The sequence below is a fragment of the Streptomyces sp. NPDC002513 genome (assembly GCF_053595355.1).
Window position 1 is genome coordinate 1 of the sequence record NZ_JBSFXK010000068.1, and the last position, 25,030, is coordinate 25,030.

General features: G+C 69.7%; 20 protein-coding genes. 12 read left to right on the plus strand and 8 right to left on the minus strand.

The window, feature by feature from the left end; translation table 11 throughout:
• Nucleotides 1-257 precede the first annotated feature (257 nt).
• The 5 genes from ACWD5Q_RS30305 (at nt 258) to ACWD5Q_RS30325 (ending at nt 6,356) form a co-directional block, all read left to right on the plus strand.
• Nucleotides 258-1,316 carry a hypothetical protein gene (locus ACWD5Q_RS30305; protein ID WP_451430263.1) on the plus strand — a complete coding sequence of 353 codons (1,059 nt, stop codon included), beginning with the start codon at nt 258-260 and terminating at the stop codon, nt 1,314-1,316.
• A 269-nt stretch (nt 1,317-1,585) separates the two neighbouring features.
• Entirely contained in the window at nt 1,586-2,701 is a 1,116-nt protein-coding gene (locus tag ACWD5Q_RS30310) for an ABC-three component system protein (protein ID WP_451430264.1), read from the plus strand.
• Nucleotides 2,698-3,174, plus strand: a complete 477-nt coding sequence (locus ACWD5Q_RS30315) for an ABC-three component system middle component 2 (RefSeq protein ID WP_451430265.1) — start codon at nt 2,698-2,700, stop codon at nt 3,172-3,174. Before ACWD5Q_RS30310 ends, ACWD5Q_RS30315 begins: the two co-directional genes overlap by 4 nt.
• Nucleotides 3,167-5,017, plus strand: coding sequence for a hypothetical protein (locus ACWD5Q_RS30320; RefSeq protein ID WP_451430266.1), 1,851 nt, complete (start codon nt 3,167-3,169; stop codon nt 5,015-5,017). The genes ACWD5Q_RS30315 and ACWD5Q_RS30320 overlap by 8 nt, the downstream gene beginning before the upstream one ends.
• A 265-nt stretch (nt 5,018-5,282) precedes the next feature.
• A complete protein-coding gene (locus tag ACWD5Q_RS30325) occupies nt 5,283-6,356 on the plus strand; it encodes a hypothetical protein (RefSeq protein WP_451430267.1) in 1,074 nt (357 codons plus the stop codon).
• A gap of 7 nt (nt 6,357-6,363) precedes the next feature.
• On the opposite strand, the gene ACWD5Q_RS30330 is transcribed toward ACWD5Q_RS30325, so the two are convergent.
• On the minus strand, nt 6,364-6,981 hold the full coding sequence (locus ACWD5Q_RS30330; protein ID WP_451430268.1) for a hypothetical protein: 618 nt from the start codon (nt 6,979-6,981) through the stop codon (nt 6,364-6,366).
• Nucleotides 6,982-7,028: 47 nt separating this feature from the next.
• Complete coding sequence (locus ACWD5Q_RS30335) at nt 7,029-7,352, minus strand: hypothetical protein (protein WP_451430269.1); 324 nt, start codon at nt 7,350-7,352, stop codon at nt 7,029-7,031.
• Between the two features lie 204 nt (nt 7,353-7,556).
• On the opposite strand from ACWD5Q_RS30335, the gene ACWD5Q_RS30340 reads away from it, so the two are divergent.
• The 3 genes from ACWD5Q_RS30340 to ACWD5Q_RS30350 all read left to right on the plus strand — a co-directional run bounded on the left by ACWD5Q_RS30340 (nt 7,557) and on the right by ACWD5Q_RS30350 (nt 11,902).
• On the plus strand, nt 7,557-8,315 hold the full coding sequence (locus ACWD5Q_RS30340) for a TnsA-like heteromeric transposase endonuclease subunit (protein WP_451430270.1): 759 nt from the start codon (nt 7,557-7,559) through the stop codon (nt 8,313-8,315).
• Between the two features lie 8 nt (nt 8,316-8,323).
• Nucleotides 8,324-10,777: an integrase gene (locus ACWD5Q_RS30345; RefSeq protein WP_451430271.1), complete on the plus strand. Its 2,454-nt coding sequence runs from the start codon at nt 8,324-8,326 to the stop codon at nt 10,775-10,777.
• Between the two features lie 78 nt (nt 10,778-10,855).
• Complete coding sequence (locus ACWD5Q_RS30350; protein WP_451430272.1) at nt 10,856-11,902, plus strand: AAA family ATPase; 1,047 nt, start codon at nt 10,856-10,858, stop codon at nt 11,900-11,902.
• Between the two features lie 113 nt (nt 11,903-12,015).
• Here the strand turns inward: ACWD5Q_RS30350 and ACWD5Q_RS30355 are convergent, their stop codons facing one another.
• Nucleotides 12,016-14,358, minus strand: a complete 2,343-nt coding sequence (locus tag ACWD5Q_RS30355; protein WP_451430273.1) for a Helicase associated domain protein — start codon at nt 14,356-14,358, stop codon at nt 12,016-12,018.
• A gap of 421 nt (nt 14,359-14,779) precedes the next feature.
• Here ACWD5Q_RS30355 and ACWD5Q_RS30360 point away from each other — a divergent pair, with 421 nt between their 5' ends.
• Together ACWD5Q_RS30360 and ACWD5Q_RS30365 are read left to right on the plus strand one after the other, a co-directional pair.
• Entirely contained in the window at nt 14,780-15,847 is a 1,068-nt protein-coding gene (locus ACWD5Q_RS30360) for a hypothetical protein (protein ID WP_451430274.1), read from the plus strand.
• A 301-nt stretch (nt 15,848-16,148) separates the two neighbouring features.
• Nucleotides 16,149-16,496: a hypothetical protein gene (locus ACWD5Q_RS30365; protein WP_451430275.1), complete on the plus strand. Its 348-nt coding sequence runs from the start codon at nt 16,149-16,151 to the stop codon at nt 16,494-16,496.
• Between the two features lie 93 nt (nt 16,497-16,589).
• On the opposite strand, the gene ACWD5Q_RS30370 is transcribed toward ACWD5Q_RS30365, so the two are convergent.
• From ACWD5Q_RS30370 to ACWD5Q_RS30380, 3 genes are all read right to left on the minus strand, one after another.
• Entirely contained in the window at nt 16,590-17,537 is a 948-nt protein-coding gene (locus ACWD5Q_RS30370) for a hypothetical protein (RefSeq protein WP_451430276.1), read from the minus strand.
• Nucleotides 17,538-18,049: 512 nt separating this feature from the next.
• Nucleotides 18,050-18,709, minus strand: a complete 660-nt coding sequence (locus ACWD5Q_RS30375; RefSeq protein WP_451430277.1) for a hypothetical protein — start codon at nt 18,707-18,709, stop codon at nt 18,050-18,052.
• Nucleotides 18,706-20,343 (minus strand): hypothetical protein, encoded by a 1,638-nt coding sequence (locus tag ACWD5Q_RS30380; RefSeq protein ID WP_451430278.1) that lies wholly within the window; start codon nt 20,341-20,343, stop codon nt 18,706-18,708. The genes ACWD5Q_RS30375 and ACWD5Q_RS30380 overlap by 4 nt, the downstream gene beginning before the upstream one ends.
• A 144-nt stretch (nt 20,344-20,487) precedes the next feature.
• Between ACWD5Q_RS30380 and ACWD5Q_RS30385 the strand changes: the two genes are divergently transcribed.
• The gene (locus ACWD5Q_RS30385; RefSeq protein ID WP_451430279.1) at nt 20,488-21,597 is read left to right on the plus strand and encodes a three-Cys-motif partner protein TcmP; all 1,110 of its coding nucleotides are present in this window, start codon (nt 20,488-20,490) and stop codon (nt 21,595-21,597) included.
• A gap of 33 nt (nt 21,598-21,630) precedes the next feature.
• On the opposite strand, the gene ACWD5Q_RS30390 is transcribed toward ACWD5Q_RS30385, so the two are convergent.
• A complete protein-coding gene (locus tag ACWD5Q_RS30390; RefSeq protein ID WP_451430280.1) occupies nt 21,631-22,389 on the minus strand; it encodes a DUF5131 family protein in 759 nt (252 codons plus the stop codon).
• Between the two features lie 165 nt (nt 22,390-22,554).
• Nucleotides 22,555-23,301: a hypothetical protein gene (locus ACWD5Q_RS30395; protein ID WP_451430281.1), complete on the minus strand. Its 747-nt coding sequence runs from the start codon at nt 23,299-23,301 to the stop codon at nt 22,555-22,557.
• Between the two features lie 560 nt (nt 23,302-23,861).
• Between ACWD5Q_RS30395 and ACWD5Q_RS30400 the strand changes: the two genes are divergently transcribed.
• Nucleotides 23,862-25,013: a restriction endonuclease-related protein gene (locus tag ACWD5Q_RS30400; RefSeq protein WP_451430282.1), complete on the plus strand. Its 1,152-nt coding sequence runs from the start codon at nt 23,862-23,864 to the stop codon at nt 25,011-25,013.
• Nucleotides 25,014-25,030 lie beyond the last annotated feature (17 nt).

Sequence of the window (25,030 nt, forward strand, 5' to 3'; positions counted from 1 at the left end):
CACCTTGCTCGACACAAGCTGATCTACCAGGGGTCCCGTTTCCACTGTTCAGGCGGGGTTGCCACCACCTCAAGATCCCTAACGCAACGGCGTTGACCATCCGATGGTGCAGAACCCTGCCCTGTCAGTGCAGACTTCTGCACTATCTGGCGCAGAGGGAGTGACATTCGCGGTGCAGGCATCTGCACTACCGTGCGGGCGTCCCGGACGCCTGCGGCTGGGGCATCCGCACCGACGGACGGGAGGGCAACAGGCCGATGAGGCTGGCCGGCGCGCACACGGCGGTGCGGCGTATCTGGACGGTGGAACTGCGCCCAGGGGCGGGCGGGCCGAGTCTCGTCTGCGTCCACTGCACCGCCCGCACCCCTCCCCTTCAGGCGTCCTCCGCGCGGTCTGCAGTCCTGGCCCATCTGGCCTGCCACGCCCGTACCGACGCACTGCCCGGACATCTGCGGACCTGCCAGTGCCGGGCTCAGGAGTGCCGTTGGCATCCGCGGCACCGGGGCTGCGCGGGGCCGGTATTGCTCGCCCTGACCCGCGACCGGGCAGGCCGCGCCTGGCGGCTGGCAGACACGTGTGCGGCCTGCGCCGCAGCGACGAGCAACACCGCCGTCGTACCGGACACCCTGCTCGGCCCGCACCGGCCACACGCCGCGGCCACCACGCCCGCCGGCACCTCACCCTCCCCCTTTCATGACCAACTGCGAGTGCGGGAGATGCTCACCTACCTCGCGACGGCGCTTCCCCGGTTCACCTCTCCCGGGGCCCGCCTCCTGGCCCTGCAGTGCGCCCTGCGTGCCGACAGCCGGGGACACGTCCGGATGCCGGCAGGACTGCTGCGCGGCATGCGTCTGCACGGACGCCGGGAGCTGTGGGAGGAACTGGCCCACACCGGCTGGCTGGAGCTGCCCGACCCAAGGCCGGCGCACGTGACGGTGCGGCTGCTCGATCCCACCGTCCTGGACCAGGCACCCGGCCGCAGTGCACGCCACCGAGCCGCCCACTGGGCGATGCACTCGACGCCCCTGGCGCTGCCGGCGGCCGCCCCGTCCGCCCTGCACCTGACCGCGCTGGTGCTGGCTGCGCACACCAGTGCGCAGGCCCGCCACAGCGCCGACCTGGAGATCCTGGCCCGGCTGTGCGGGCACTCCTGCCACCAGACCGAAGAACTCCTCGACCGGCTGGTGGCCGCCCGCACCCTGACGGCCTGGCACCACCACCGGGAGACCGACGAGGTGGTCTGGCACCTGCCTCCGACCCGGCCCCCCGCAACGCCTCGCGCTCCGACCCGGTCCAGTCCCGGTCGCCCACGGTAGCGGCATCACAGACAAGCGCCGAGCAGCATGCCGGCCCGGTCGTTGCCGATCGTCTCGGCGGAGGCCATGAGATGGTCCCGCGCGCAGGGGCACGGCGACCGGACGCCATGCGCAGGGGGTTCGCGGTCAACCTTCGCCCCGAGATGCCGCCCATTGCCCACGCCTCGGCCACACGGGTCCTGAATGGCGGAATGCACGCTTTCGGGGCGCGGTGGGCGATGGTAAGAACGTGCTCTGGGCAACGGTCATGATCATGCGACGGGGGATGCATGAGTTCACCCGACGGCTCCGCCGAGCCGCTGTTCTCCGAGGTCCCCAAGCCGTCGCAGGTCCCAGTGACAGTGCTGTCCCCCATGATGGCGACAGGCCCCGCGATGACGCCCAAGCAGATCCTTGCGCATCACTCGCCGACTCAGTTCGAGGAGTTCGTCTACGAGTGGCTGCTGGCACTGAAGGAGGAGGGATACGTGGACGTGATGCAGCTAGGCGGCGCCCACGACGGCGGCGCCGATGTCGCCGCGTTCCTCACGGCGCGCCGGACGGACGACCGGTGGCACTGCTATCAGTGCAAGCACTACGGGAAGGCGCTCACCCCGGCCATCGCCTATGTCGAGATACTGAAGATCATCGCAGTGGTGGCCGACGGCAAGTACCGCACACTGCCCGAGCGTTACGTCTTCGTGGCCCCCAGGATCGGCGCCTCCCTCACCCAGCTGCTGGCCAAACCCACGGAGCTGAAGGAGACGTTCCTCGACTGGGCCGCCAAGGGCACCGACCGGCTGACCGCGGAGTACGGCGCAGATCCGCTCGGCGCGGCGCTGGAGCTGGCCCGGGAGACGGACTTCGCCCGCTTCGAGGCGGCCAATCTCGACCTGATCCTCGAACAGCACGCCACCACGCCGTATCACGTGCGCAGATTCGGCACGCGGCTGCCGGACCGCGAAGCCCGTCAGGCTCCCCCGCCAGAACACACACCGGTGGAAACCCGGTATATCCAAAAGCTCCTGGACGTCTACCAGGAGAAATGGGGCTGTGACCCCACAGCGATGGGGCAGGTTCGCGCGCATTCCAAGGCAGGCCCTCACCTGCAGCACCAGCGGGAAGCCTTCTACTGCGCCGAGCAACTGCGGGTGTTCGCCCGCGACAGCGTGCCGGAGGGCACCTTCGAATCGCTGCAGAAGAACGTCTACGACGGTGTCGTCAATGTGACCTGGCGGGACTTCGCCACCGGATTCGACCGGCTCAACGCGGTGCAGGACGCGGCACGCGACATGCCGCTGGGAACGAACGTCCTGGTCCACGTGGTGGAGACCATTGACCGTATGGGCATCTGTCACCAGCTCGCCAACGACGACCGGCTGACCTGGGTCGAGGAGGAGACGTGAGAGCGCTCAACAGCCCGCTGGAGGTCGGTGTGCGCGCTCTGGTGCTGCTCGCCGCCTCCTTTCCCCGGCCCCTGGACCTGGCTCAACTGGTGTATCTGGATTACGCGATGCTGCACAGCGGCGAGATGGACGGGCCGCCCAGCGTGCACCCGTCACTGCCGGCCGGCCCGGGCGAACTGGCCATGAAGCGCCAGCTGCTCGAGCAGGGACTGGTGGTGCTGATGCGCGCGGGGCTGGCCGACGTGCAGGCGGACGACGGCGGGCTGATGTACCGGGCGAGCGAGGAAGGCCCGGGCTTCCTCGACCTGCTCGAGGCCCCGTATGTCGCAGCCCTGCGGGAGCGGGCGCAGTGGGCGCTGGCCTTCCATTACGGCGCCCCGGCCGACAGCCGCGCCGCCACGGACGACATCACCCAGCGGTGGATGGAAACGTTCGAGAGCCGTCTGCCGCGCCAGGGAGGCGACGATGACTGAGCTGCGCCTGCTGCATCTGACCTACGCCGGCATGGGTCGCGAGACGGCCCGCGTGGACTTCGATCCCCGCCTGACGATCGTCTACGGCGCCTCGGACACCGGCAAGTCCTTCGTCACCGAGTCGATCGACTACATGCTCGGCGCCCGCAAGCTGAACCTCATCCCCGAGGCCGAGGGCTACTCGCAGATCCTGCTGGGCATCGCCTTGCCCGACGCATCGGTCATCACCCTGATGCGGGCGCCCCAGTCCGGGCGGGTCAGCGTCTTCGAGGAAGATATCCGCGACCTCGTCTACCGGTCGCCGGACCTGGTGCTCTCGGCCCAGCACAGCCCCCGCACCACCAAGAACCTCTCCCGTTACCTGATGGAGCGCATCGGGCTCGACGGCTCGCTGCTGGCCACCAATGACTCCGGGGGCACCAAACTCGCCGGCTTCCGGGACCTGCTGCACCTGTGCCTGATCAGCGAGACCCGCATGGTCTCGAAGGTCTCCCCCGTCCTGCGCACCTCGGGCACCAGCGGCCAGACCGCGCACAAGTCGTCCCTCAAGCTCCTGCTCACCGGGGCGGGCGAGCAGCCCTCGCCCAGCCGCCTCAACCAGGCACAGCGCCGCGTCCACAAAGGCAAGATCAGTCTGCTGGACGATCTGATCCTCGGACTGCAACGCCAACTGGCCTCACGCGAGGCCAACCAGAGCCAGCTGCAGCAACAGCTGCGGCGGCTGCTCGAACATCAAGAAAACCGCGCCGAGTCGCTGCGGGACGTCACCCGCCGCCACGCTCAGGCGGCCTCCGACCGCGCGACCCTGTCCGTGGCGCTGGCCCACTACGCCCAGCGCCTGGCAGAGACCGATGACCTGCTGGGCCGGTTCGAGCTGCTGCGCACGCAGTACGAGTCCGACCTGGCCCGCCTGGGCATGGTCAGCGAGGCCGGCAGCCTGCTCGGCTACTTCCACAGCGGCCCGTGCGTGTTCTGCGGCGCAGAGCCCCACCACCAGCAAGCCGGCCACGACGCCATGGAAACCACCGCCCTGCACCAGGCCGTCACCGCGGAAAGCACCAAGACCCGCACGCTCCTGGCCGACCTGCTGGTCACCATCGAGGACCTGCGCTCGCAGCGCGCGTACGTGGCCGAGGACCAGGCCGTGCAAGCCGCCTTGGCCGAGCAGGCGGACGCCGAGATCACCCGCATCGAACGCGAGGAACTCACCCCCCTGCAGGACGAGGTGGCCGAGGTGATGGCCACCCGCTCCCGCCTGGAGAACGAACTCGGCCTGCACGCACGGATCGAGGAGCTGGAAGACGTCAGAGCACAACTGGTCTCCGAAGAGGCCCAGCCGGGCGGGCAGCCCAGCCGCGGCATCCCGCCCGCCACGCTGACCGGCTTCGATCGCACCATCGAGCGGACGCTGGATTCCTGGCGGGTACGGCGCGAGGAAGAGGTGACCTACGACCAGTACACGGCAGAGCTGTACGTGGGCGACCGGTCCCGCTCCGGCCACGGCAAGGGCATGCGCGCCGTCCTGCACGCCGCCTTCACCACCGCCCTGGCCGACTACTGCCTGGAGCAACGGCGCAGCCATCCCGGCTTCATCGTGCTGGACTCCCCCCTGGTCACCTTCCGGGAACCCGGAGTGCGGGAAGCGGACCTGCGCCAGAGCGTGCCCCAGCACTTCTACCGGCACCTGCTCAACGCCTTCCACGGCCAGGCCGTCGTCGTGGAGAACACCGACCCGCCCTCCGACATCCTCGATCAAGGGCAGGTCTACATGTTCAGCCGGGAGGCCCACGGCCAGCGCTTCGGCTTCTTCCCCCTCACGTCTTCCTCCTCGCCTGCGCAGTAAGCGGGTACAGGGGCCCTGGCTGCTTCCTCCTCAGGTCCGGCCGCCCGGCCGACGGCTGTTGCCCGGAGCGGCCCCTCCACTCGAGTAAGTGCTGTTACTGTGCCCGAAGTTGAGCGATGAGCCTGAGTGCCTGCTGTGTCACGCTCGCACCCCGGTTGCTACAGCGGGCCCTGTGCTCAGCGTCTCCTGTGCCTCGTCCGACCTGCGCGGAGGCAACATGACAGCACGTGCGCCTCTTCCTCTCAGCGGCACAGTTCCCGCAGCCGTGGCGGACCGGGTGCTCTTGCAGGTCGGCCATCGGCGCGCGGCGCGCTACCGAGGTCGGATCGACACGTCCTCGAGCGGCCTGGTACTGACCGGAGACGGGGCGCTGACCAAGGCCGTCCAGCTGCGGGAGGACGGCTTCGATGCCGCACTGCTGGTCGACGAGGCCTGCTATCGCGTCGCTGCGGCCAGCGCGGAAGCGCCCTTCCCGAGCCTGGACAACGGGCCTGCGCCACTGTTCGGGGATCCACTGGAACACCTGATGCTGGCCCACCTCGCATTCGCCGACCTCGCCGTGACGCCGACCGGATATCTGCACGCCGGGGCCACCAGCGCGCTGGAGGCGGCAACGGCACGAGTGACGCGCCTGGGTGACCCGCGGGTGGTGTTCGCGGTGCCCGTCGACGCCAGCTGGCTGCATCCGGGGCCGGTGGAGTATCTCGCCGAGGTGCTGCACAGGGTCGCGGGACCGAAGGCGGTCCTGGTGGGCGGCCGGCCGGATGCACGCGGCGGCGCGGCGGGGCTGGCGCGGCTGCTGGAACTAGTGCCGGGCGTCGGGGTGCTGCGCACGGGCCTCGGCGCTTTCGGGGGCCTGGCGCGGGGGGCGGGCTTCACCGCGTTCGGCGGCGACGCCAGCATGCGCCACACCGTGCCGCCGACGTCGGCCTCGGCGCAAGCGGCATCGGGGGGCGGCCCGGGCAGCCCCGCCGTCCTCTTCCCGGAACTGATGGACTTCTTCCTCGGGCTCACCTTGGCCAAGCGGTTCGCCGACGAGGCCCCGGCCTGCTCGTGCGAGGAGTGCCAAGGCGAGCGCCTGGACCGGTTCACCAGCATGGCGCAGCAAATTCCCGCCGCGGGGCACAACGCGTCCTCGCTGATGGTGTGGGTGCGGCAGCTGCGGGCGGTCGATGCCGCCGACCGGGCAGCGTGGTGGCGGCAGCAATGCCGGCAGGCGCTGGACAGCTCGGCGGTGTGGAATGACCGGATCCAGCAGCTGCCGGGATTCACCGCCTCCCCGGACCTGTCCGCGTGGGCCGAGCTGCCCGCGCGCCGGGCCGCGCAGCACGTCGACTGACGGAGCGTCAGGGCAGGCGGGCGTGGAGCTGCTCTGTGAAGTGCCAGGCGACGGGGGTATGACGGCGGGGCCGGTAGGGCTCGGGCGCCAGCGTCCAGGAAAGGCCCCCGGCGGTCGGCTCGAGGATGCCGATGCCCAGGTAGGCGGCGCGCATCAGCAGGTCGTCGCGGGCGTCGGCGGGCGGCTCGACGAGCAGGGCGCGGCAGGCGAACGGCTTGAAGCGGCTGGCGCGGGCCAGACCTCCTTCCCAGTGAGCGCTGCGGGCGCGGACGATGACGAGGTCCACGGTCAGCGGGCGTACCGCTCGCCGACAGACATGGTCGCCGGCGAGGGTCACGGCACCACGGGGCAGTGCGCGGATCTGTTCGCGCAGCGGGGTGGGAAGTGAGTCCAGCCGGACGGGAAGGTCGGCGGGGAGGTCGAGCAGGACCGTGAGGTCTGCGATACCGAGTTCGGCCGCGGCCTGGGAACGGCGGCGCTCGCATTCGAGGTGATCGCGCCGGTAGAAGACGAGGGTGTTGCGGCTGCCCTCGATGGTCGTCTCGGCCAGCTGCGCGCCCTGGCCGACCAGGGGGGCCGAGGCGTGCTGGACGAAGGCCCAGGCTCGTGCTGACGGCGCCGCCATGTCGACCCCTTTCGTCTCTGCTTGCCGTGGTTGCTGACCGGTGCGGGCTAGGCAGCGCTGGGTGGTGCCTGGTGCTCTTGGAGCCGGGCCACGGTGGCGGCCAGTGACTGCCAGGCCTGGGCGCTGCCGCAGCGCCGGTAAAAGCGCCGCCGCTGCCCGGTGGCGGGCGGGACCCGCTGGACCAGGCCGAGCGTGATCAGTGTGTGAACCGGCGGCAGGTAGACGCTCGCCGGCACCTGCCGGTCCATGGCCAGGTCCCCCAGGCAGACGCCTTGGTCGCCAGCGGCGGCCAGGGCGGCGATGAGTTCGGCCCGGTAGCGGTTGCCGAAGACTCCTGCCGACAGGCGCCGCAACTCCTCCGCACGTTGCATGATTTATTTATCGCGAATCGCGAATCACTTGTCAATAGGGGCGAGTTGGCGACCGCGGCGTGCCGGTGGCCGCCGCCCGGCCGAAGGTCGGCTGCCGGGCGGGCCTGATGCTGTCCGGAATGTGTCGTGCGGCAGGAGCGGGCGGGGTGGGCGGTGTGCTATGAGGTCTGACGGACGTGTGGCCGCGTGATGCAAGGGGCGTTCATGGCACGGGAGTTGCGGGTTCTCCACCAGGACGGGTACGGGGTGCGGCGGACCCTGCCCATCGAGCGGATGGCCGGCGTTCCGCTGACCGAGCGGGGCGAGGTGTGGAAGCCGTCGCGGCATCCCTCGCAGCGCAGCATCGTCACCTGGTGGTGGGCGGCGACCACCAGGCGGCATGTGGGCTGCCGGTCGCTGGAGCGGCTCTCTACGGCGATGCTGCTCGACTTCCACCCGGGTGTGACCGGCCTCAGCGCCTGGTCGGGGCAGCTGATCTGGCGCGAGCGGGGCCGGGAGCGGCAGCTGGTGCCGGACTTCTTCGTGCGTACCGCGGCCGGGGACACGCTGGTGGTGGCGTGCCCGCCCCGGAAGGGGCCGAGTGAGAGGTTCGAGCGGCAGCTGGAGGTGTTGCGTGAGGCGTGCGGGCAGGCGGGCTGGCGGCTCGCGGCGCCGCAACTGCCCGGGGCGGTGGCACTGATCAATCTGCGGTGGGTCTCGCGGCGGCGCCATTGGCGGTACGGCGATGCGGATGTGGAGGCCGCGCTGGGCGAGGCCTTCGCCCGGCCGCGGCCGCTGATGGAGGGCGTGAGGCAGTGCGGGGTGCCGCGGATGCTGGCCCTGCCCCGGCTCTATCACATGCTGTGGCACCGGCGGCTGGGCGTGGACTGGGGCGTGCCGCTCGGTCCGGGGTCGCTGGTGGGGCCGCTGGGTGCGGGGGAACCAGAGGCGGTGCGCCGGCCGTTCACAGCGGAGCAGCCATGATGGCGCCTTTGAGCGCGTCCGTGGTGGAGCGGGCGTCGCTGGTGGTGCGGCGTGCGCCGCGCGGGGTGCTGGTGCGCGGTGACCGGGTGCGCTGTCGCGGCAGCGTGTATGCGGTGGCCGGCCTGGACGGGGTGACGGTGCATCTGGCTCCTGTCGGCGGTGACCAGAGCCCCGTGTCGGTGCCGCTGGCGGTGCTGGCCGCCGCCGTGGACTTCGCGGTCCTGGACGAAGCGGGGCAGCCCGTCGCCCAGGCCGAGCTGCCCGACTTCGCTGCCCTGGAGGGCGTCCCCGCCTCCGCGGCGGAAGCGGCGCAGGCGTGGTGGCGGGCGGTCGTCGAGGTCGACACCGGGCTGCCGCCCGACGCGCCCGCGGGGACGCGGCCGCGGCCGATGTACGACCCGGCCACCACCACGTTCATCGAGCGCTATCAGGCCAAGGCGGCGGAGCTGCATGCCGTGTTGGGCTGGTCGGTGTCCTGGCAGACGGTGCAGGCCAAGCGGCTGGCGTACCGCAAGAGGCGCACCGTGGCGGCGCTGGTGGATGGGCGCAGCACCAAACAGCGGCGGCTGTACGGGCTGACCGACGCGCGCGTGGTGGACCAGCTGCTGATGCTGGTCGACCGGCAGCGGCGGCGTATGGACACGCCGAGCGACGCACGCAAACTGTTCAAGCAGCTGCGGCGGACGGTGCGCGCCGCACACGGGGAGTCGGTCAAGGTCCCGGCCGAGCCGACGCTGTACAAACTGCTGCAACGGCTGGGCATTGATGCCCGAGACCTGGGCGGCAGCCGGGGCGGTCACCGCCTGGCGGTCCCAGGATCGGTGCCGCCGTTCTCGGTGACGTCGGCGACCATGCCGGGCGAGCTGGTGCAGATCGACTCGACCGATCTGGACATCTGGGTGCTGGGCGATGACGGTCAGCCGGCCCGCGTGGAACTCACCTGCGCGGTATGTGTGGCGACCCGCAGCATCATCGCCGCGGTGGTGCGCCCCAAGCAGTCCGGACGACGGGGCAAACGCCGCATGGGCGGACAGGGCGGTCTGGTGGGAGCGCCGCGGCGCAAGGGCCGGGCCACGAAGGCGGTGGATGCCTGCGAGCTGCTGGCCCAGGCCCTGGTACCGGCACCGATGCGGCCCGGGTTCGACGCGGCCGTCCACGCCAGCGCCTCCGACCTGCCGTTCGAGGAACTGGTTGCGGTCGACGCGCGGTTCGCGCAGGCTGCGGCCCGGCCGGTGATCATCCCGGATCTGATCGTCATCGACCACGGCACGGTGTTCGCCGGGCGGACCTTCTTCGACGCATGCGAGTACCTGGGCATCTCGGTGCGGCCGGCGCGCAAACGCACGGGCCAGGACAAGGCGATCGTGGAGCGCACCTTCGGAACGGTGAAATCGAAGTTCAGCCAGCACGTGAACACCTACACCGGCAACGATCCGGTGCGGGTGCGACGGACCGTGGACGGCGAGCGGCTGTGGACGCTGGCCGAACTCGACGACATGCTCCAGCAGTGGATTGCGCTGGAGTGGCAGAACACGCCACATCCCGAGCTCGCCGATCCCTACGACGCCTACCTGCCCGAGCTGACGCCGAACCAGATGTACGCCGCCTGCGTGGCCGTCGACGGCTATCTGCCGATCCCGCTGACCCGCGACGACTACCTGCGGCTGCTGCCGACCGCCTGGGTGGGGGTGAGCAAGCAAGGCATCCGGTTCAAGAACCGCACCTACGACAATCTCGAGCGCGATCCGAAGAAGGGGCTCAACCCCTGCCGCGGAGTCCGCTCCGGGCTGCGGGGCAAGAGAAAAGGTCGGTGGGAGCTGCGGTACTCGCCCAACGACCTGTCCCGGGTGTGGCTGCGTAACCATGACACCAACGAGTGGGTGGAGGCGACGTGGGTGCACCAGCACCTGGTCGGGCAGCCGTTCACGCAGTTTTTGTGGGACATTGCCGCCTCCCAGCATCTCGAGCGGGGTGGCCGGATCATCGACGAGGAGGCCATCGCGCAGGCGCTCGCCGAGCTGCTGGAGCGCGCCGCCGAGGGCCCGGACCGTGCCGCACGGGTGCACCTGCCCGACGGCTATACGCCCGTGCCGCCGCCGGCGCCGGCTGCAGCGTTCGACCCGTATGCGGGGCGCGCCCCGCTGGACCGCTCTCAACTGCTGGCCCTGGACGCGGAATCGGACGGGGACCCGCTGGACTCGGAGTTGGACGGGGACCCGCTGGCGCTGGACGACACCGGTCTGTACGCGACCGGCCAGGCGCAGGCGGTCATCGACTGGGACAGCGGGCCGGTGGCCCCTGACGCCTCGCTCGCCGCCTGGGAAAGCGCCCCGGCCGGTGGGGCGGTTGGTGAGGGCGGTGAGGATCTGGCCGCCCGCTACCGGCGGATCATCGCCGACATCCGCAAGACGCACACCACCGACGAAAAGGACGGTGACGACGATGGTGACGGCGTGGCGTGAGCCTCGTGCCAGGCGATCTGGGCGCCCCGGGCGTGCCGGGATCGCCAGCTGGACAAAGAACGGAAAGGGAACTTCGTGATGGAGGCGGACAAGGCCGGCGAGGAGGAGCTGCTGCTGGCCCGCATGAGCGAACCGGAGCCGATGTTCCTGGCCCCGCCGGCCCCTTTGTGGCCCGAGGACTGTTATGCCTGGCGGACGCTGGCCGCCCGGCTCGCCAAGCCGCCGGACCTGGCCGACTGCGCACCCGAGGGAACGAAGGTCACCGAACACGACCCGCGGCTGCTCTACCACGGGCACATGAACATCGTGGTCACGCCGACGATCACCGAAGCCTTGAAGGTGGTGGCCACGCGGGTGTCTGCCAACCGGCAGCGTGAGGGCGGCAAGGTCGGGATCATCGTGGAAGGCCCGCGTGGCACCGGCAAGAGCGCCCTGCTGCGGTGGATCGGCGTGCACTGGGAACAGAAGCTTGCCAAGCTGTACGGGCCGGACGATAACCGCATACCGGTGATCACGCTGAACGTGCCGCCGACGGCGCGCGGCAACCGCAACTGGGCGGGTGCCTTCGCCCGTTTTCTGGGCCAGGAACGCGAGAGCGGGGATCCGACGGAGTCCGTCATCCGTACGATGCGCAAGGCTCGCACCCTGCTCGTCCTCATCGACGGCATCGAGCGGCTGCGCACCGCTGCGGAGGCGGAACTGGCGTTCCAGTACCTGGACATGATCAGCGAGGAGACCGGGGCCACGTTCATCTACTGCGGGCGCGGCGCACGCTCCATCGTCGACCCGCTCGCCCGGGACAACGAGACGCCCCTGGAACCGAACGAGCAGCCGTGGGGCGATCACCCGGTGCTGCGCACCAGCCGGATCGGCTTCAGCGACGAGGAGACCCGCACGTTCGCCGTCATCGTCGACCGGTTTGACAAGAATTTGCGGCTGTACCGGCACACCCGCGGCGACCTGCTGGAACTGTCGCAGGACCTGCACACCCGCAGCCGCGGCAACATGCGGATGCTGTCGCATCTGATCTGCCAGGCGGCGCAGAAGGCGATCCGCACCCGGCAGGAACGCATCACCCTGGAGCTGTTGGACTCGATCCCGCTCGGCGGCGTCGTGCACTTGTGACCTGCTCCCCCGCCCCCACCGCCGCAGCCCGCCCCCGCCGCTCCGGGCGGCAGGGAGCGGCGGCGGTGGGGGCGTTGGACGGGCCGCGGTCGCCTGGCCGCGGCCGACTGCGGCTAGCGGGGCGGTTGGGGGCGCTTGCGGCGTCCCAGGCTGGTGTCCCAGACCATGTGCAGCGCTTCCAGGGCGCGGCGTTGCTCTTCGGTGAGTACCTCGGGGTGCTTGCGGCACTGGTGGATCCACTGTCCCAGCGGGAACGTCTTTGACTGCTCGCCGTCGTTGCCCCACCACCAGGGCTCCTGATGGCGGCGGGGAACGTCGATATGGCCCTCGCGGGCCAGGAACGCGCCGAGGTGTCCCAGGCCCTCGTAGAAGCGGTGGCGTTCGGGGTCGTGGTAGCTGTCGTAGTAGACGCCGTCGGGCAGGGGAGGGATCCCCAGCTGGAGCAGCAGGTCCTGCTGGGCTTCGTCCAGGCGGAAGAACTTCAGCCGCTGCTTGTAGAGCCAGTTCATGGTGATGCGGTCCTCGCGGCTTGCGTGCTTGGACTGCGAGGTGAACCGCCAGCCGGGGGTCTGGGCAAGTGCCTTGGCACGGGCGTACTTGCGCTTCCAGTCCATCCAGGGCACGTTCCAGTGCGGGTCGAGGGCGGCGAGCGCCTGCTGGTGGGCGTCGGGCAGCTGGCCGACAGCGGCTTTGCGGCGCTGGGTGGCCAGCCACGTGCCCAGCCGATGGCCGCCGATGTCGGCCTTGACGGGGACGGCTAGGTGGCCGTGCTCGGCCGCCCAGGTGCGGGCGTGCTCCAGCATGGAGTCGAAGGTCTGGGCCGGCGCGGTCCAGGGCAGGCCGAGCGCGTCCAGGGCCTGTCGGTGTTCGGCCGGCAGACGGTCCAGGAAGTGGCGCAGGCGCAGGTTGTTCACGCACTCGCCCAGGGCGAAGCCGTCCGGGTCGGTGTAGTCGGCGGGGACGTCGAGATGCCCGAAGCTGGTGCGGTAGCGGGTGGCGGAGGCGAGGGCCTGCTCCCAGGTGCCGATGGCCGGCAGGGTGATCTCCAGTCCGAGGGCGCGGGCCAGTTGCGCGGCGCGCTCGGGATGGGCGTAGTAGACGGCCCGCCGCTCCGTGGTGATACCGCTGCGCGTGCGGGCGGGCAGCGCGATGCGGTCCATGAACGATTCGTCGTGGGCGCGCAGCGCCTGCAGGAGGGTAAGTAGGTTCGCGAACGCGGAGTCCTGCAGCAGGTCGGCGGTGTCGGCGCCGGGGTGGAGGTAGACCGGGAAGATCAAGGTGGTTTTCTTCCCGGCACCCGGGGGCTGGCGCAGGCCACGGCCGACGGCCTGGATGGCGTCGATGGTGCTGTAACGCGGGTCGGCGAAGACCACGGCGTCGACGTCGGGCATGTCGACGCCCTCATTCAGCACCCTAACGTTGGACAGCACCGCGCAGTCCCGGTCCGGGTCGGCGAAGTCGTCCAGCAGGTCACGGCGCCAGTCGCTCGGCTGTTGGCCGTGGATCGCCTGCGCCCACAGGTTCTCCATGCGCAATTCCTCACCAACCTCCAGGGCGGTGTCCGGAAGAGAGGCGGCGAAGGCCTGTGCGAGGGCGACACGGTTGTGGAAGACCAGGACGCGGCGCAGCCGGTGTTCGGCGATCGCCCGCAGCAGGGCGACCTGGACGGCAGCGTTGCGCAGCCCGTTGTGGTGGGCGCTGGTGGCGGGACGGCGGGCGGCGAGGATGGCGTGCAGGTCACTGTCGTCGACGATGGGCATGATGACCTGGTAGTCGGCCAGGATGCCGCGCTCGATGGCCTCGGCCATGCCCAACTCGAACACGGTCGGGCCGAAGATCTCGCGGTGATCCATGGTGGCCAGCGGGATGCGCTCCATGAACGGCAGCAGCTCGGGCTGGGCCGGGGCACCCCAGATCCTGGGCGTGGCGGTCATGTACAGACGGGTCTTGGCGGGGATCGCGGCGTCGTCATGGACGGTGCCCCAGCCGTCTCCGAAGGCGGAGCAAGTGCGGTGGGCCTCGTCGGCGATCACCAGTTCCCAGGGCGGCAGGCCGTGCTGTTCGTGGGCACGCTGGATGTGGTGCAGCGAGCCGTAGGTGGCGAACACGGTGACCGGGCCGCCGACGCGCATCGCGCGGGCGATCGCCCGCGGGTGACGGGTCATCACCGCCTCGCCCAGGGACAGTCCGCTTTCCCGCTGGCGCAGGGAGCAGACCCCGAGCGCGAGCCCCGCCCGGCCGGCCTCGCGCCAGCGCCTGATGGTCTGCGTCACCAGGGCCTTCGTCGGCATCAGCACCAGCACGGCGCCCTGGGGAGCCAGACGCTCCGCGGCCTGCTGGGCGATCAGGGTCTTGCCGGTGCCGCAGGCGGCCACCACCGTCATGCGCCGCTCGCCGGCGGCCGCGGCGGCCTCGATCGCGGCGAGCGCGTCCACTTGGTGCGGGCGTAACTCCATACCGTCTCCTCACGGTCCGCCGAGGCGCCGCCTAGGGCGGGCCGCTCCCGGGCCGGGCCCTCAGATCGCGCGGGAATGTACCGGCCGGGCCTGCCGCCCCGGGCGGCGCAGCGAACGGTTTCAGCCAAAGACGCGTCCGGTGCGGGGCGTGGTCGCCGAACGCGCCACGTGCACCAGCCGGACGTCGTAGAGAAGTACCGGGACGCGCGGTGTTGCTGGCAGATCCCGTCTGCTGGGGGTGGCGACAGCTGTCTGTCGTGCTTGCCGCACGTGCGCGGGCGGTGCAGAGCGGTACTCCGGTTGAAGGCAGGCGAGAGGGAGGAGTGTGAGAGTGGCAGCGGCCCGTCCTCCCCGTTCCCGGGCAGCCCGGCCGCGCCGGGCGAAGGCCTGGCGTCCGGCGCAGCGGTTGGGGAGGTCGCAGATGCCGTTCATCGGAGGAGAGTCGACCGGCTCCTACATGCGCCGCCTGGCGGACCTCAACGGCAGCATCCCGGACGAAGAGTTCTGGCTCATGGTCGGCACCCCGCTACGTCAGGGCGGGGTCCCGAGCGACCCTCGTTACGGCGACGGGTATCTGAACCCGGCCGCACTGGAGCGGCTCGCCGTCATGGCCGGACGTCAGGTTGCCGAACTGCAACGCGCGCTGCCGAACCTGCGCAGCCACCGGCTGCTGCCGGTGGACGGGCCGCCGGTGTGGGACTGGCCCTGGGACACGGACGGCTGCTTCCTGGTGCGGGTGTGCGAGCTGTGCGCCCGCACCAAGGGCACCAGCCTGGACGCCTACCTGGCCAGTGATGCGACCTGGCAGGTGTGCGCCCGCCACGGCCGCTGGCTGGACAACCGCCGCGAACCCGGAACCGCCGCCCTCCCACTGACCGCGCTGCCCGAGGTCGTCACCGCCCACCGGCTACGGCTGCAGCTGGAACGGCGCCTGGGCGCGGGCGGCCACGCCATGTTCGCTGACGCCTACGCCATCACCTCCTGCTGGTGGAACATCCCCGCCCTCAACGCGTCGGCGTGGCAGGCCCGCAGACGCTCACTGGGACACGCCGGGCGCGACGAGCTACGCGTCGCGCCGCTGGTGTTCTACCCGGAGGCGGTCCGTCTGGCCCGGGCGCTGGCCGCGCGGGAACGGCGGCGCCTGCGCCGCACCCTGACCTTGGACGAGGACCGCACCTGGCTGGAGCAGGTCACTCTGCTCCTTGAAGAATGGGGCATCCCTGCCGAGGGCCTGGATGTGATCGAGATCTGGACCATCCGGCATCCGCTGCTGCCGCAGCCGCGGCGCACCCGCCAGACCTCGACTGTGGCGGGGCAGCAGCCAGCCCGCGGCCGCCACCGGCGTCTGCCGGTGCACGCTCCGCACACCGAACACACGCTGGAGGCGACGCTGGACAAACGCTCCTGCCTGCCCTGGAAGCTGGGCCAGATGATCACCACCGAACTGCTTCCCGCCCCGGAAGGCTGGAGTCTGAGGGGCCGCGCGTAGGAGCTGCCCCGTGGCAGTTGGGCCGAAGCCCACTGCTTCTGCGCGGACGCCCTCGGGCGCCGCTCCCGTTCCCCAGCTTCCGGGACCAGCCGAAGGTCACAGGGTGCGGAAGGCCCCTGTCCGCCTCGAGAGGAGAGGCGGTGTCCCGTGCAGGGTCGGGCGAGGGCGAGGTGACTGCTCTTCTTGCTCCGACAGGGGCCGAAAGCGTGTCCGGCGCAACCGCGGCCCCGTTGGGCGACGCGTAGGTCATGCGAGAGGAGCAGCAATGTCGTATGGGTACGGTGGGGGCCCCAACTGGCCGATGATTCGCGCCAAGCAGCGTGCCGAGCGCGAGGCGGCTGCCGTCGGCCGCGAAGGCGCGGCGTGGAGGGCGTCAGCCGGGCGGTGGAAGGCGGCCTTCGAAGCGCTGGCTGAGCGCGTGCGCGAAACCGCGGACCAAACAGCGGCCGAGCACCGGCAGGAGGGACCATGCCGCTGCCGTGCCTGCTGGGACGTCGTCATCACCGAGATGGTCCAAAAAGCGGAGGAACGCGCGGCCACGGACCGCCCGGGTGCCGCCGGGTACACGTTTTCTGTTGACGATCTGTTCGGCTCTTCCGTCTCCTTTGATGGCCTCTTCGGCCGCTCCGACCCGCCGAAACCCGCGTAGCCGATCCCCCGACGACAACGGGGTCGTCGCGCACGGCTGCGACGGTCCCGTTCGCCGGGACCTCCATGGCTTCCCGGCGCCGAAGCCGCGCGGTTATGAGGAGTGGTTGTAGATCTCGTAGACCTGTTCGTCCGAGGAAAGCAGCCATGCCCGGCTGAGTGCGTCGGGGTGTTCAGCGGTCAACTCGGACAGCAGATCCCGGGCCAGCGGCACGGGAATGTCAATCATGGGCGGGGATGTCTTACCCGCCATCTGCCGAGGCAGCTCAAGGCTGGGTGGCCGCCAGCCCATCCGTGCGTCAATCAACAGCCCAGTGGGCAGTCCCAGTTGGTATGCTCGGCGGAGCTGGCCGGGTTCTTTGTTCTTTCGCTTATACTGAGCCAGTTTCTCGGTGATGGGGGCAGCGAGGATCTCCCGGATCCTGTCGGTGTTGTGACCCCACCCCCACGGCGTGTTGCGCAGCTGCCAGGACATGGGGTGCGCGGGGATGGACACGGTGATCGTCACGGGCTCGGCCGGGTTGGGCGCCGGCCACGGTTCGGCGACCGGGTACGGGATGCGGGGATCGTAGTCGGGGGCTTCGGGGTCGTAGACGGGTCGCCCGCTTTCGGCGGCCTGCTGGCCGAGGGCGACCAGTCGCTGGAAGTAGCGTCGGCGCTCCTTCGGGCTGCTCTCGGTCTGTGGGGTGACGGTGATGCGCAGGCCACCGGTCGGGCTGATCAGCGCGGCCGACGCGAGGTCTCGCCGCAGTGTCTCCTCAGCCGTGCGGATGGCTGCTGTCACCCGCGGGCCTCCGGGAGCACGGAGCGTGGTGTGATCGACGAACCAGGCTTCACCGCAGATCGAGACGTGCGCGTCCACAGTGAGCACACCGCGTGCCAGGCCGTAGAGCTGCTGGTAGTGGTCTTCCTGGTGATCAGGACTGCCGAGGAGGGCAACTGGTGTGCCGGCCGCTTCCAGTGCCGTGGCCCAGATTCGGAAGGCCGAGTACTCCTGGGCATTGGGGGCGAGGAGCTGCCAGGGGTCGAGGTCTCGCGGCATGCTGCACCAACTCCCCAGGAAACGGGCGGATCGGAGGGGAACGTCCGGACTCTGCGTGCGAGTGTCGCAGCGGTGGCGGCGGAACCTACGTTCCAGCCGACACGGCCGAGGACGTACGCCATGCGGAACAGGGCCACACGTCCGTGGAGCCCGATCGGTCCCACCGAGGCGGAGGCGGGGCGCACCTGTGAGTTCTGCGGCGCACCCGCCGCATCCGCACCCGCGATGACCAGCCGGAGGATGACGCAAAGCTGCATGTGGCACCTGCCATATCGCCTGGTTGGCGCATCTGATCATGATCGTCCCGGGTGTCGTGCGGGAGCGTGGGGTGAGGCCATCAGCCGGGCGGCGTACCGGACAGACGGGCTGAAGGGCAGGCCGGACGCAGCGACGCCTGTTGGACTGTCCTGCGAGCAGGAACGTGATCAATGATCAATTGTTCGCTGCGCGTGACAAAGTCGGCGCTGCACGTAGTCGCTGGCGACCGATGCCGCGCCTGGCCGTACGACGCTTCACACCAAGCCGATCCGCCCCAGCAGGCGTCGTGTGTCGGAAGAGGTGTCTTCGAGCGTGTGGCCGTGTTCGAGGCTTTTGAAGACCACGGCGGTCTTGGGGACGCGGTCGACATGGAAGGTGGACCAGGTGCGGCAGGTCGGGCAGTCCCGGCCGATCAAGAACGGCCGCAGCAAGTGCAGCGCGCCGTCGGTGTCGCGGAGGTAGAGGCTGCCGGTCTCCAGATCGTTGCTGGGTGAGGTCATGGTGCGGGTGGGGACGACGGGGTGGTCTCCGGCCAGTTCCCGGTACTCAACGCGGGCACTGCGCGCGAACGCATCCCAGCGGACGTCGGTGATTTCCAGCAGGGGCAGGTCGGCCAGGAAGCGCGCGCGTTCGACCAGACGGGTCAGGTCGGCGAAGGCGACGTCGATGGCATGGGGCAGATCGATAGGGTCGACTCGCCGCAGGTGGGCCTGGTTGTTGCGGCGCTCGCTCAGGGCTTGGCGGGCATTTTCAGCGCCCTGGTGTGCCAACAGGGTGCGGATGTCGTTGAGGGGGTGGGCTTGGGGAAGGTTGTTCAACTGCTTGCTGCTCGCGGCTTCATTGAGCACATTGGCCCAGTCGCCGAACCCCGGGCCACTGCGGCCGCCGGCGAGTTTGTCGCGGATCGCCGTCACGGAGCCCAAGGTGATCTTTCGGGCGTGGGTGAGGGCGAGGACGAGCTGGGCGATGTAGCACAGCAGTTCCTCGGCGGTGTCGAGGATCGCGGCGTAGGCGGCCTGGGCGTCACCGGCGCTGATGCGGGCCTCGGTCTCGCGCCAGCGGTAGGCGATGGGATAGGGGAAGCGGGTGCGGACGCTGTGCCCGAGGTCGTCGAGCAGGGAGGCTGCTTCGGCGCGCAGCCGCAGGGCGCGGCCGGAGTCGATGACGCGAGCGCGTGCTTGGGCGCGGTCTTCTCCAGGAAGACGGATTCGATCACCGACTCCGCCTCCTGCTCCCATCGTTTGAACTGCTGCTTGGCAGCCGTCAGTTCATCGAGTGCCTTGGTCAGCGCCTCATCGGGCTGCGGGACGGGCAGCGCGGACAGTGTTTCCATGCTGGTGATGGCCAGGCGTGGCCCGGCCAGAGTCAGGGCGAGCGGGGTACGCAGGAACATGCTGATGAGGCGGGATTGAGGCCGGGAGAGCGGTTTGATGGGCCGCAGGGTCACCATGTGGTCGGATGCGGCGGCGGGCAGGTCTTCTTCGCTGACCTCGGCGGCGAAGAAGCCGTGCGGGGGCACTGTGATCGGGGCGTTCATGCGGCGGAGCACGAGGTCTCCTGCGGCGAGTTGCTGGTCCGCGGGGATGGCCGCCCACAGGGTTTCCTCCGACGGCGGGGCGATCGTGCCGTCCCGGGCGATGTCGCGCGGCCGGATCATGCGCACTGCGTCGGGAGCCTTCGGGGAGGACAGCTGCTTGCCTCGTTTGAGGGCGGCGTCGCTGAGCGAGGAACGGCGGAACGTGAAGAGATCACCCAGGGCGTTGACGGCTCCGAAGCCGGCGAGGTCCTCGCGGCGTTGGAGGATGTGCGGGTCAAAGCGGTCGAAGTAGAGACTTTGTTGCGGGCCGGGGATCTCCCGCAGCACATAGCCGTACTCTCCCCTGCCGCCCTGACGGTGAAGCAGTCGCTCGAAGTCCTTGACGACGGCTGTCTCGTCGGGGCGGGGGCGTGGCACCTGGAAGAGCTTCAGGACGGGGCTGGTCTGCGCGCGGGCCCGCAGGAAAACAACCGCTGATTCCGCGTGCCGGGAAATCTGCGTCAGCATGCCGCTCCCGTAGGCGAGGAGCAGGATGTCCCAGTGCTCGGCGATCTTGGTGCGCATCTCGGCCGCCCAGGGCTGATCCGACACCCATGGGTGTGCCGGAAGCAGCGCCGCCATCACGGCGTGGGGTGAAGGCGGCCGGCACGCGGCCATGACTTCAGCGTAGTAGTCCGGAGGAACAGCTGTACGACGCCTTTCCGCGTCCGTCTTTCGTTGCCAGGTCGGCACCAGGAGCAACGGCCCGTGGGTGAGCAATTCCGTGGCGCGCGGTGCCAGTTGCTCCCAGGACGGCTCGCGTTCGCTCTGCCAGTCTTTGGGTGCGCTGAAGGCCAGCTCGCCGGCCAGCTGCGAGCTGCTCAGCACGGTCGGCGCGCCCTGAGCGAGCCGCTCGAACCCGATGCCGACCAGTTGCTCACTCAGCGATGACAACCGCGCGGTCTCCACCACGTTTCCCCCAACCCGGCATGCGCTCTGCTGCGGAAGGAAGCCTAGAGGCCTGCCGATCATCAGCAAACTTCTGCGCCGGCCATGCCCCATACCGGTACCTGGGGGCTCGTATGTGCTCTTTACACCAAACCGGGTTGCTCTCACCATCAGTGGTCTAGGGGTGCGGCTGGCACATGCCCGCCCATCGACCTGGAGGGGGCCGGGATGGGTGTGTTATGGAAGCTGGAACCGGCGACGGCCGCCAAGCACCGCCTGTACCAGCGCTACTTGGACGCCTGGTGGCCCATTCTGCTGCAGACGTCCCAGCGCACCGGTTACTCTCGCCCCCGCGTCACGCTCCTTGACGCTTTCGCCGGTCCGGGCCGCTACCAGGACGGAGAACCGGGCTCGCCCGTCTTCATCCTCGAACGCCTGCTGAACCACAGCGCGGTCGACCGCATGCACCTCAGCCCCGGGCGCGTGCACCTGATCTTCATCGAGAAGGACCATGCCCGGCACCAGCACCTGCTGGGCGAGCTCCACGCTCGCTTCGGACCGTTGCGCGACCTGCCGGTCCGCGTCGAAGTCCAGCGCGGCGACGCCGGGACCGACAGCGTCCCCCTGCTCACCCGGCTGGGTGCTTGGGGCCAGCCCATCCTCGGCATCTTCGACAGCTGGGGCAGCGTCAATGTTTCGCTGGACGTGATGAGGCGCATCGCCCGCAACCCCTCCAGCGAGGTCGTCACCACCTTCGGTCCCAACTGGTTCAGCCGACGCGAGAACCTCAACCCGGACGTCCTCGACACCGTCTTCGGCGGCCGGTCGTTCTGGACGCCTGCCGATGCTGAAAGCCGTCCTGACGAGCGGTGGCGTGTGTGGCTGTCGACCTACCGGGACGCTCTGCGCCGGTCGGGCTTTGCCTACCAGCTGCAGTTCGAACTCGTCCCCCGCACCGGACAGCCTCTCTACCTCGTCTTCGGAACCGGCAGCACCGCCGGCCTGAAAGCGATGAAGGACGCCATGTGGAAGGTCGACGACCGGGACGGTGAAAGCTTCCGCGACCCGCGCACGCGCGGTGCGATCCCCGACGGCCAGATCGACCTGTTCCAGGCCGCTGGACTCGCCGACACCGAACTGCTGGAACTGGTCGCGCAGCGCCTGTCGATGGGACCGGCGACGGTGGAGACGGTGGGCGAGTGGCTGTTGACCGAGACCTCGCGCTGGATGCCGAAACACGCCCTGCAGGCCATACGCGAGATGCGGCAAAACGGCCAGGTGACCCTGCTCTCCAGCGGAAAACTCACGACAAAGAGCCAGGTCAGCCTGCCCGCCTGAGGCGACCTCCCGCGATGACGCGGGCAGGGCTGGTCACACGTGGACGCGTGGCCTGGGGTATTCACGTACCCGCAGCGCGGCGGGGAACCGGCTGATCTCCTTGTGGTCCTTGCCCCAGCGGGAGCCGAGCTGCTTCACGAACGGAGCGCAGCCGGACTCACGGGAGCTGGTCACCACGTCCTGTGCCCAGGCCAGGTCCATGGGGCGGGCTCCCGGCCCGGATTCTCCGCCCACGATCACCCAGTCGATACCCGTCAGGTCCAGGCCGGTCAGCGGGCCGAGCAGCGGTTCACACGACAAGAACCGCACCGCGGCCGGCACCTGGCGCAGATCCTCGATGCGGGGCAGTTCCCTCGCGCTCTCCACCGACACCCCCATCCACAAATTCGCCGGCCACTCCAGCCGCCCGGCGATCTGCCGCAGGCGCCGGGCTCGCTTGGTAAGGACCTGGTAGGTGTGCTGCGGCGTCTCAGCGATCACCGCAAAGACCTGCCGCACGTAGTCGATTGGCACCCGAGCATGAAACAGGTCGCTCATCGAGTTCACGAACACCGTCCGCGGACTCTTCCAGCCATAGGGCACGCGCAACGTGTCGGGATGCAGTGTCAGTCCGAAACCAGGACCGGAGGTGCGCGGATCACCGTCGGCCTGGTACTTGGGCGAGCCCATCGCCTTCAGCCGCTTCGCCAGCGTCAGCGCATAGCAGTGATCGCACCCGGCGGAGACGCGGTCACAGCCCGTCGTCGGATTCCATGTCGCCTCGGTCCACTCGATCGCGCTGCGGTCACTCAACGGCCGGCCCTCCATCCCCTCGAACCGAGCCTCGCCCCGGCAGCATGATGCCAAGCGCCGTCTTCCCAACGACCCGGCTCATCCCCGGTCACTGGCACCCGCCCTCGACCCCTGCACCGTAGCCGCCCACCCATAATAGAACTGTTGTTTTAATCCTGGCGACGGTCACGACGCTGCGGGCGGCTGCGGCGTCCGGTCCGCGCACGCTGCACGAGGTGTGATGTCCAGGCCCCTGGCGGGACACAGGAGTTCCTGCGCGACGACGGGCGGTGCAGCCAGGGTGATGACGCCTGCGGCCCAGTCAGCGGTGGTCTTGTAGGCGGCGAGCGCGGCGATCTCCCACATCGACAGCGGCTCCACCAGCCGAAACCCGTCCCCGTCCGGCCCGATGGGCGGAAGCCGCATGCTGACTTCTACGGTCGCTGAGCTGCGCCCGGCGATGCCGACCCGTGGAGGATGCAGCCGGGCGTCCTTGTCGTAGTAGGCGTAGTCCGGGCTGGTGGTGAAGCCCCACTCGCCCCTCTGCCGCCACGCCTGCCAGAGCTGCGCCAACTGCTCGGTGGACTGCTCGCGCTGCTGCAGAGCAGCGGCCGCCTGCTCGATGGTGGCCGTGTCGATGAGGGTCCGCTGTTCCTCGCACCGGCGTTCCACATGAGCTGCGGCACGCGTCAGCGCCGGGCGCGCCCAGTCGTCCAGCCACGGGTGGGCCCTCACGCCCTCGGCGGTCACCGACAGGCGGAACTGCAGGTTGCGCCAGTGGTCACGGTTGAAGTTGGGCCCGAGGAAGTCCGGTATGTAGTCCGGTTCTTGACGGTTCTCTGCTTCTTCGGCCTCCTCCTGGAGAGCATCGCAGAGAGTCACGAGGTCGAAGACGGCGTCCGCGAGACCGGCGTCCGCAGCGACGGGCTCCACACGACAGCAGCCGCACATACTGAATGCGCTGTCCGCGCCGAAGCGGACACGGCGCGTTTCCCTGGGGCCGGTGCCTACCGTGTCGCGGCACGCGGGATTGCTGTGCACGAGGTTGTCGTCATCCCAGGTGACCACATCCATCGGCCGCCCGTAGAACCTGTCAACTGGTATGCCACATTGCCCCATCGCGCCAACGGGGACGCTCTTTTCTAACTCCGTTTGCATCCGCCCCACAGTAGCCCTGGCATGCCGTTGCAGGCGGAGGAACGACGACAGCGCCCGGACCGGTCGAGGGAGTCCGTCCGCAGCGGCAGCGCCGGCAAGTTCGCATGCGGCCAGGGAGCACGTCGTGTGCAGCAGTACATAGGTCGACCGTTCTATGCCTGACTTCGATCGAGATATTTGTTTTTCTTGCTCCCTGATATCTGTCCGGGGTGTGAATTGATCATTTGTTATCTCAACCCGCGTTTGTCAGTGGCCCCTTGTACGGTCTCGGCTGTGGTTTCCGAACCCATGCAGCCCCAAAACCTTCGGTGGGGTGTGGAAAGGGGGGCCTCGCGATGAGCGATGCTCAGTACGCCCTCGGGCGGAAAGTGATCAGTGCAGCGTTACGTGCCGGGGTGGCGTGGACCCGGCGGCTGGAGGAGCCGCGGGCCTGGCGTGAGATCTCCTGCATGCACGGCGTCGTCCTGGGGCACCTCCCCCTGGGCGCCGGTCCCGAGACACCTGCCGGCCTGGTCGGCAACCTCACTCGTCCGCTGCGTTCTTGGATCCCTCTGGACTGGTCCGTCCTGCCTGCTGAGATGGGCGACTTGGTGGTTTTGGAGGACGGACACGGCCAGCAGCCCGCGCAGTTGACCGAGGAGGCTTTCGAAGTCGGCTGCTCCTACCTCGAGGTGCTCTTCGACCCCGCTACCGGTGGACTGGACGGCGGGCGGGATTGGCTGCCGACGTGGTCGTGGCAGACGGCGGAGCAGACGGAGCACGCGATCTACCGGCAGTTGGCCAGCGGCAGCCAGGCGCAGTACGTCGCCGGCCGGCTGATGCTGGTGGAGGTGCCGACCGGTACCGAGGACAGCATTCTCGAGGAGTACGCGCGGCGTGGTGGTGCGCGTATGCAGGTCTACCGGCCGCTGCCGGCGGAGCGCAGCTGTGTGCGAGGGGGTGCGGTGTGGTGGTGGCCGTGCCCGGTGTGTGCGTACCCGATGCGGCTGACGGGTGAGTTGCTGCGGTGCGACTTTGTGCCGCACCAGCGCAAAGCCCGCGTGCTGCTGCGGCCCGGACGGCGTCCGGGTGATCCGCCCGAGGTGGTGAACGGGCCCGCGGGACTGGCTGCTTGCCGCGGCGAGGGCGTGCTGTGCCTGGACTGGCCGGTGTGGCGTCATCTGACCGTGCCGGGGCTGACCGAGGTGGAGCTGATGCGGTGGCTGGAGCGCAAGGGGCTGGAGGTGGAGCGCTGGGGTGAGATGGACTCCTGGGACGTCGGGGTGACGTTGCCGGACGGACGGTGCCTGGTCGACGTCAAGGACGTCGCCCACGAGCAGAGCATCATCGACCGGCCTCCTCGGGCGAAGACGATCGTGGTGCCGTCCTACCGGTCGGAGCAGGTCAAGCCGCTGCGTGCGGCGCTGGAGCCGGACGGCTACGCCGTGCACACGGTGGCGTCGTTCAAGCGCCTGATCAGCACCCAGATGCAGCGGGGGGCGGCATGAGCACGGCCGGCAGCAGA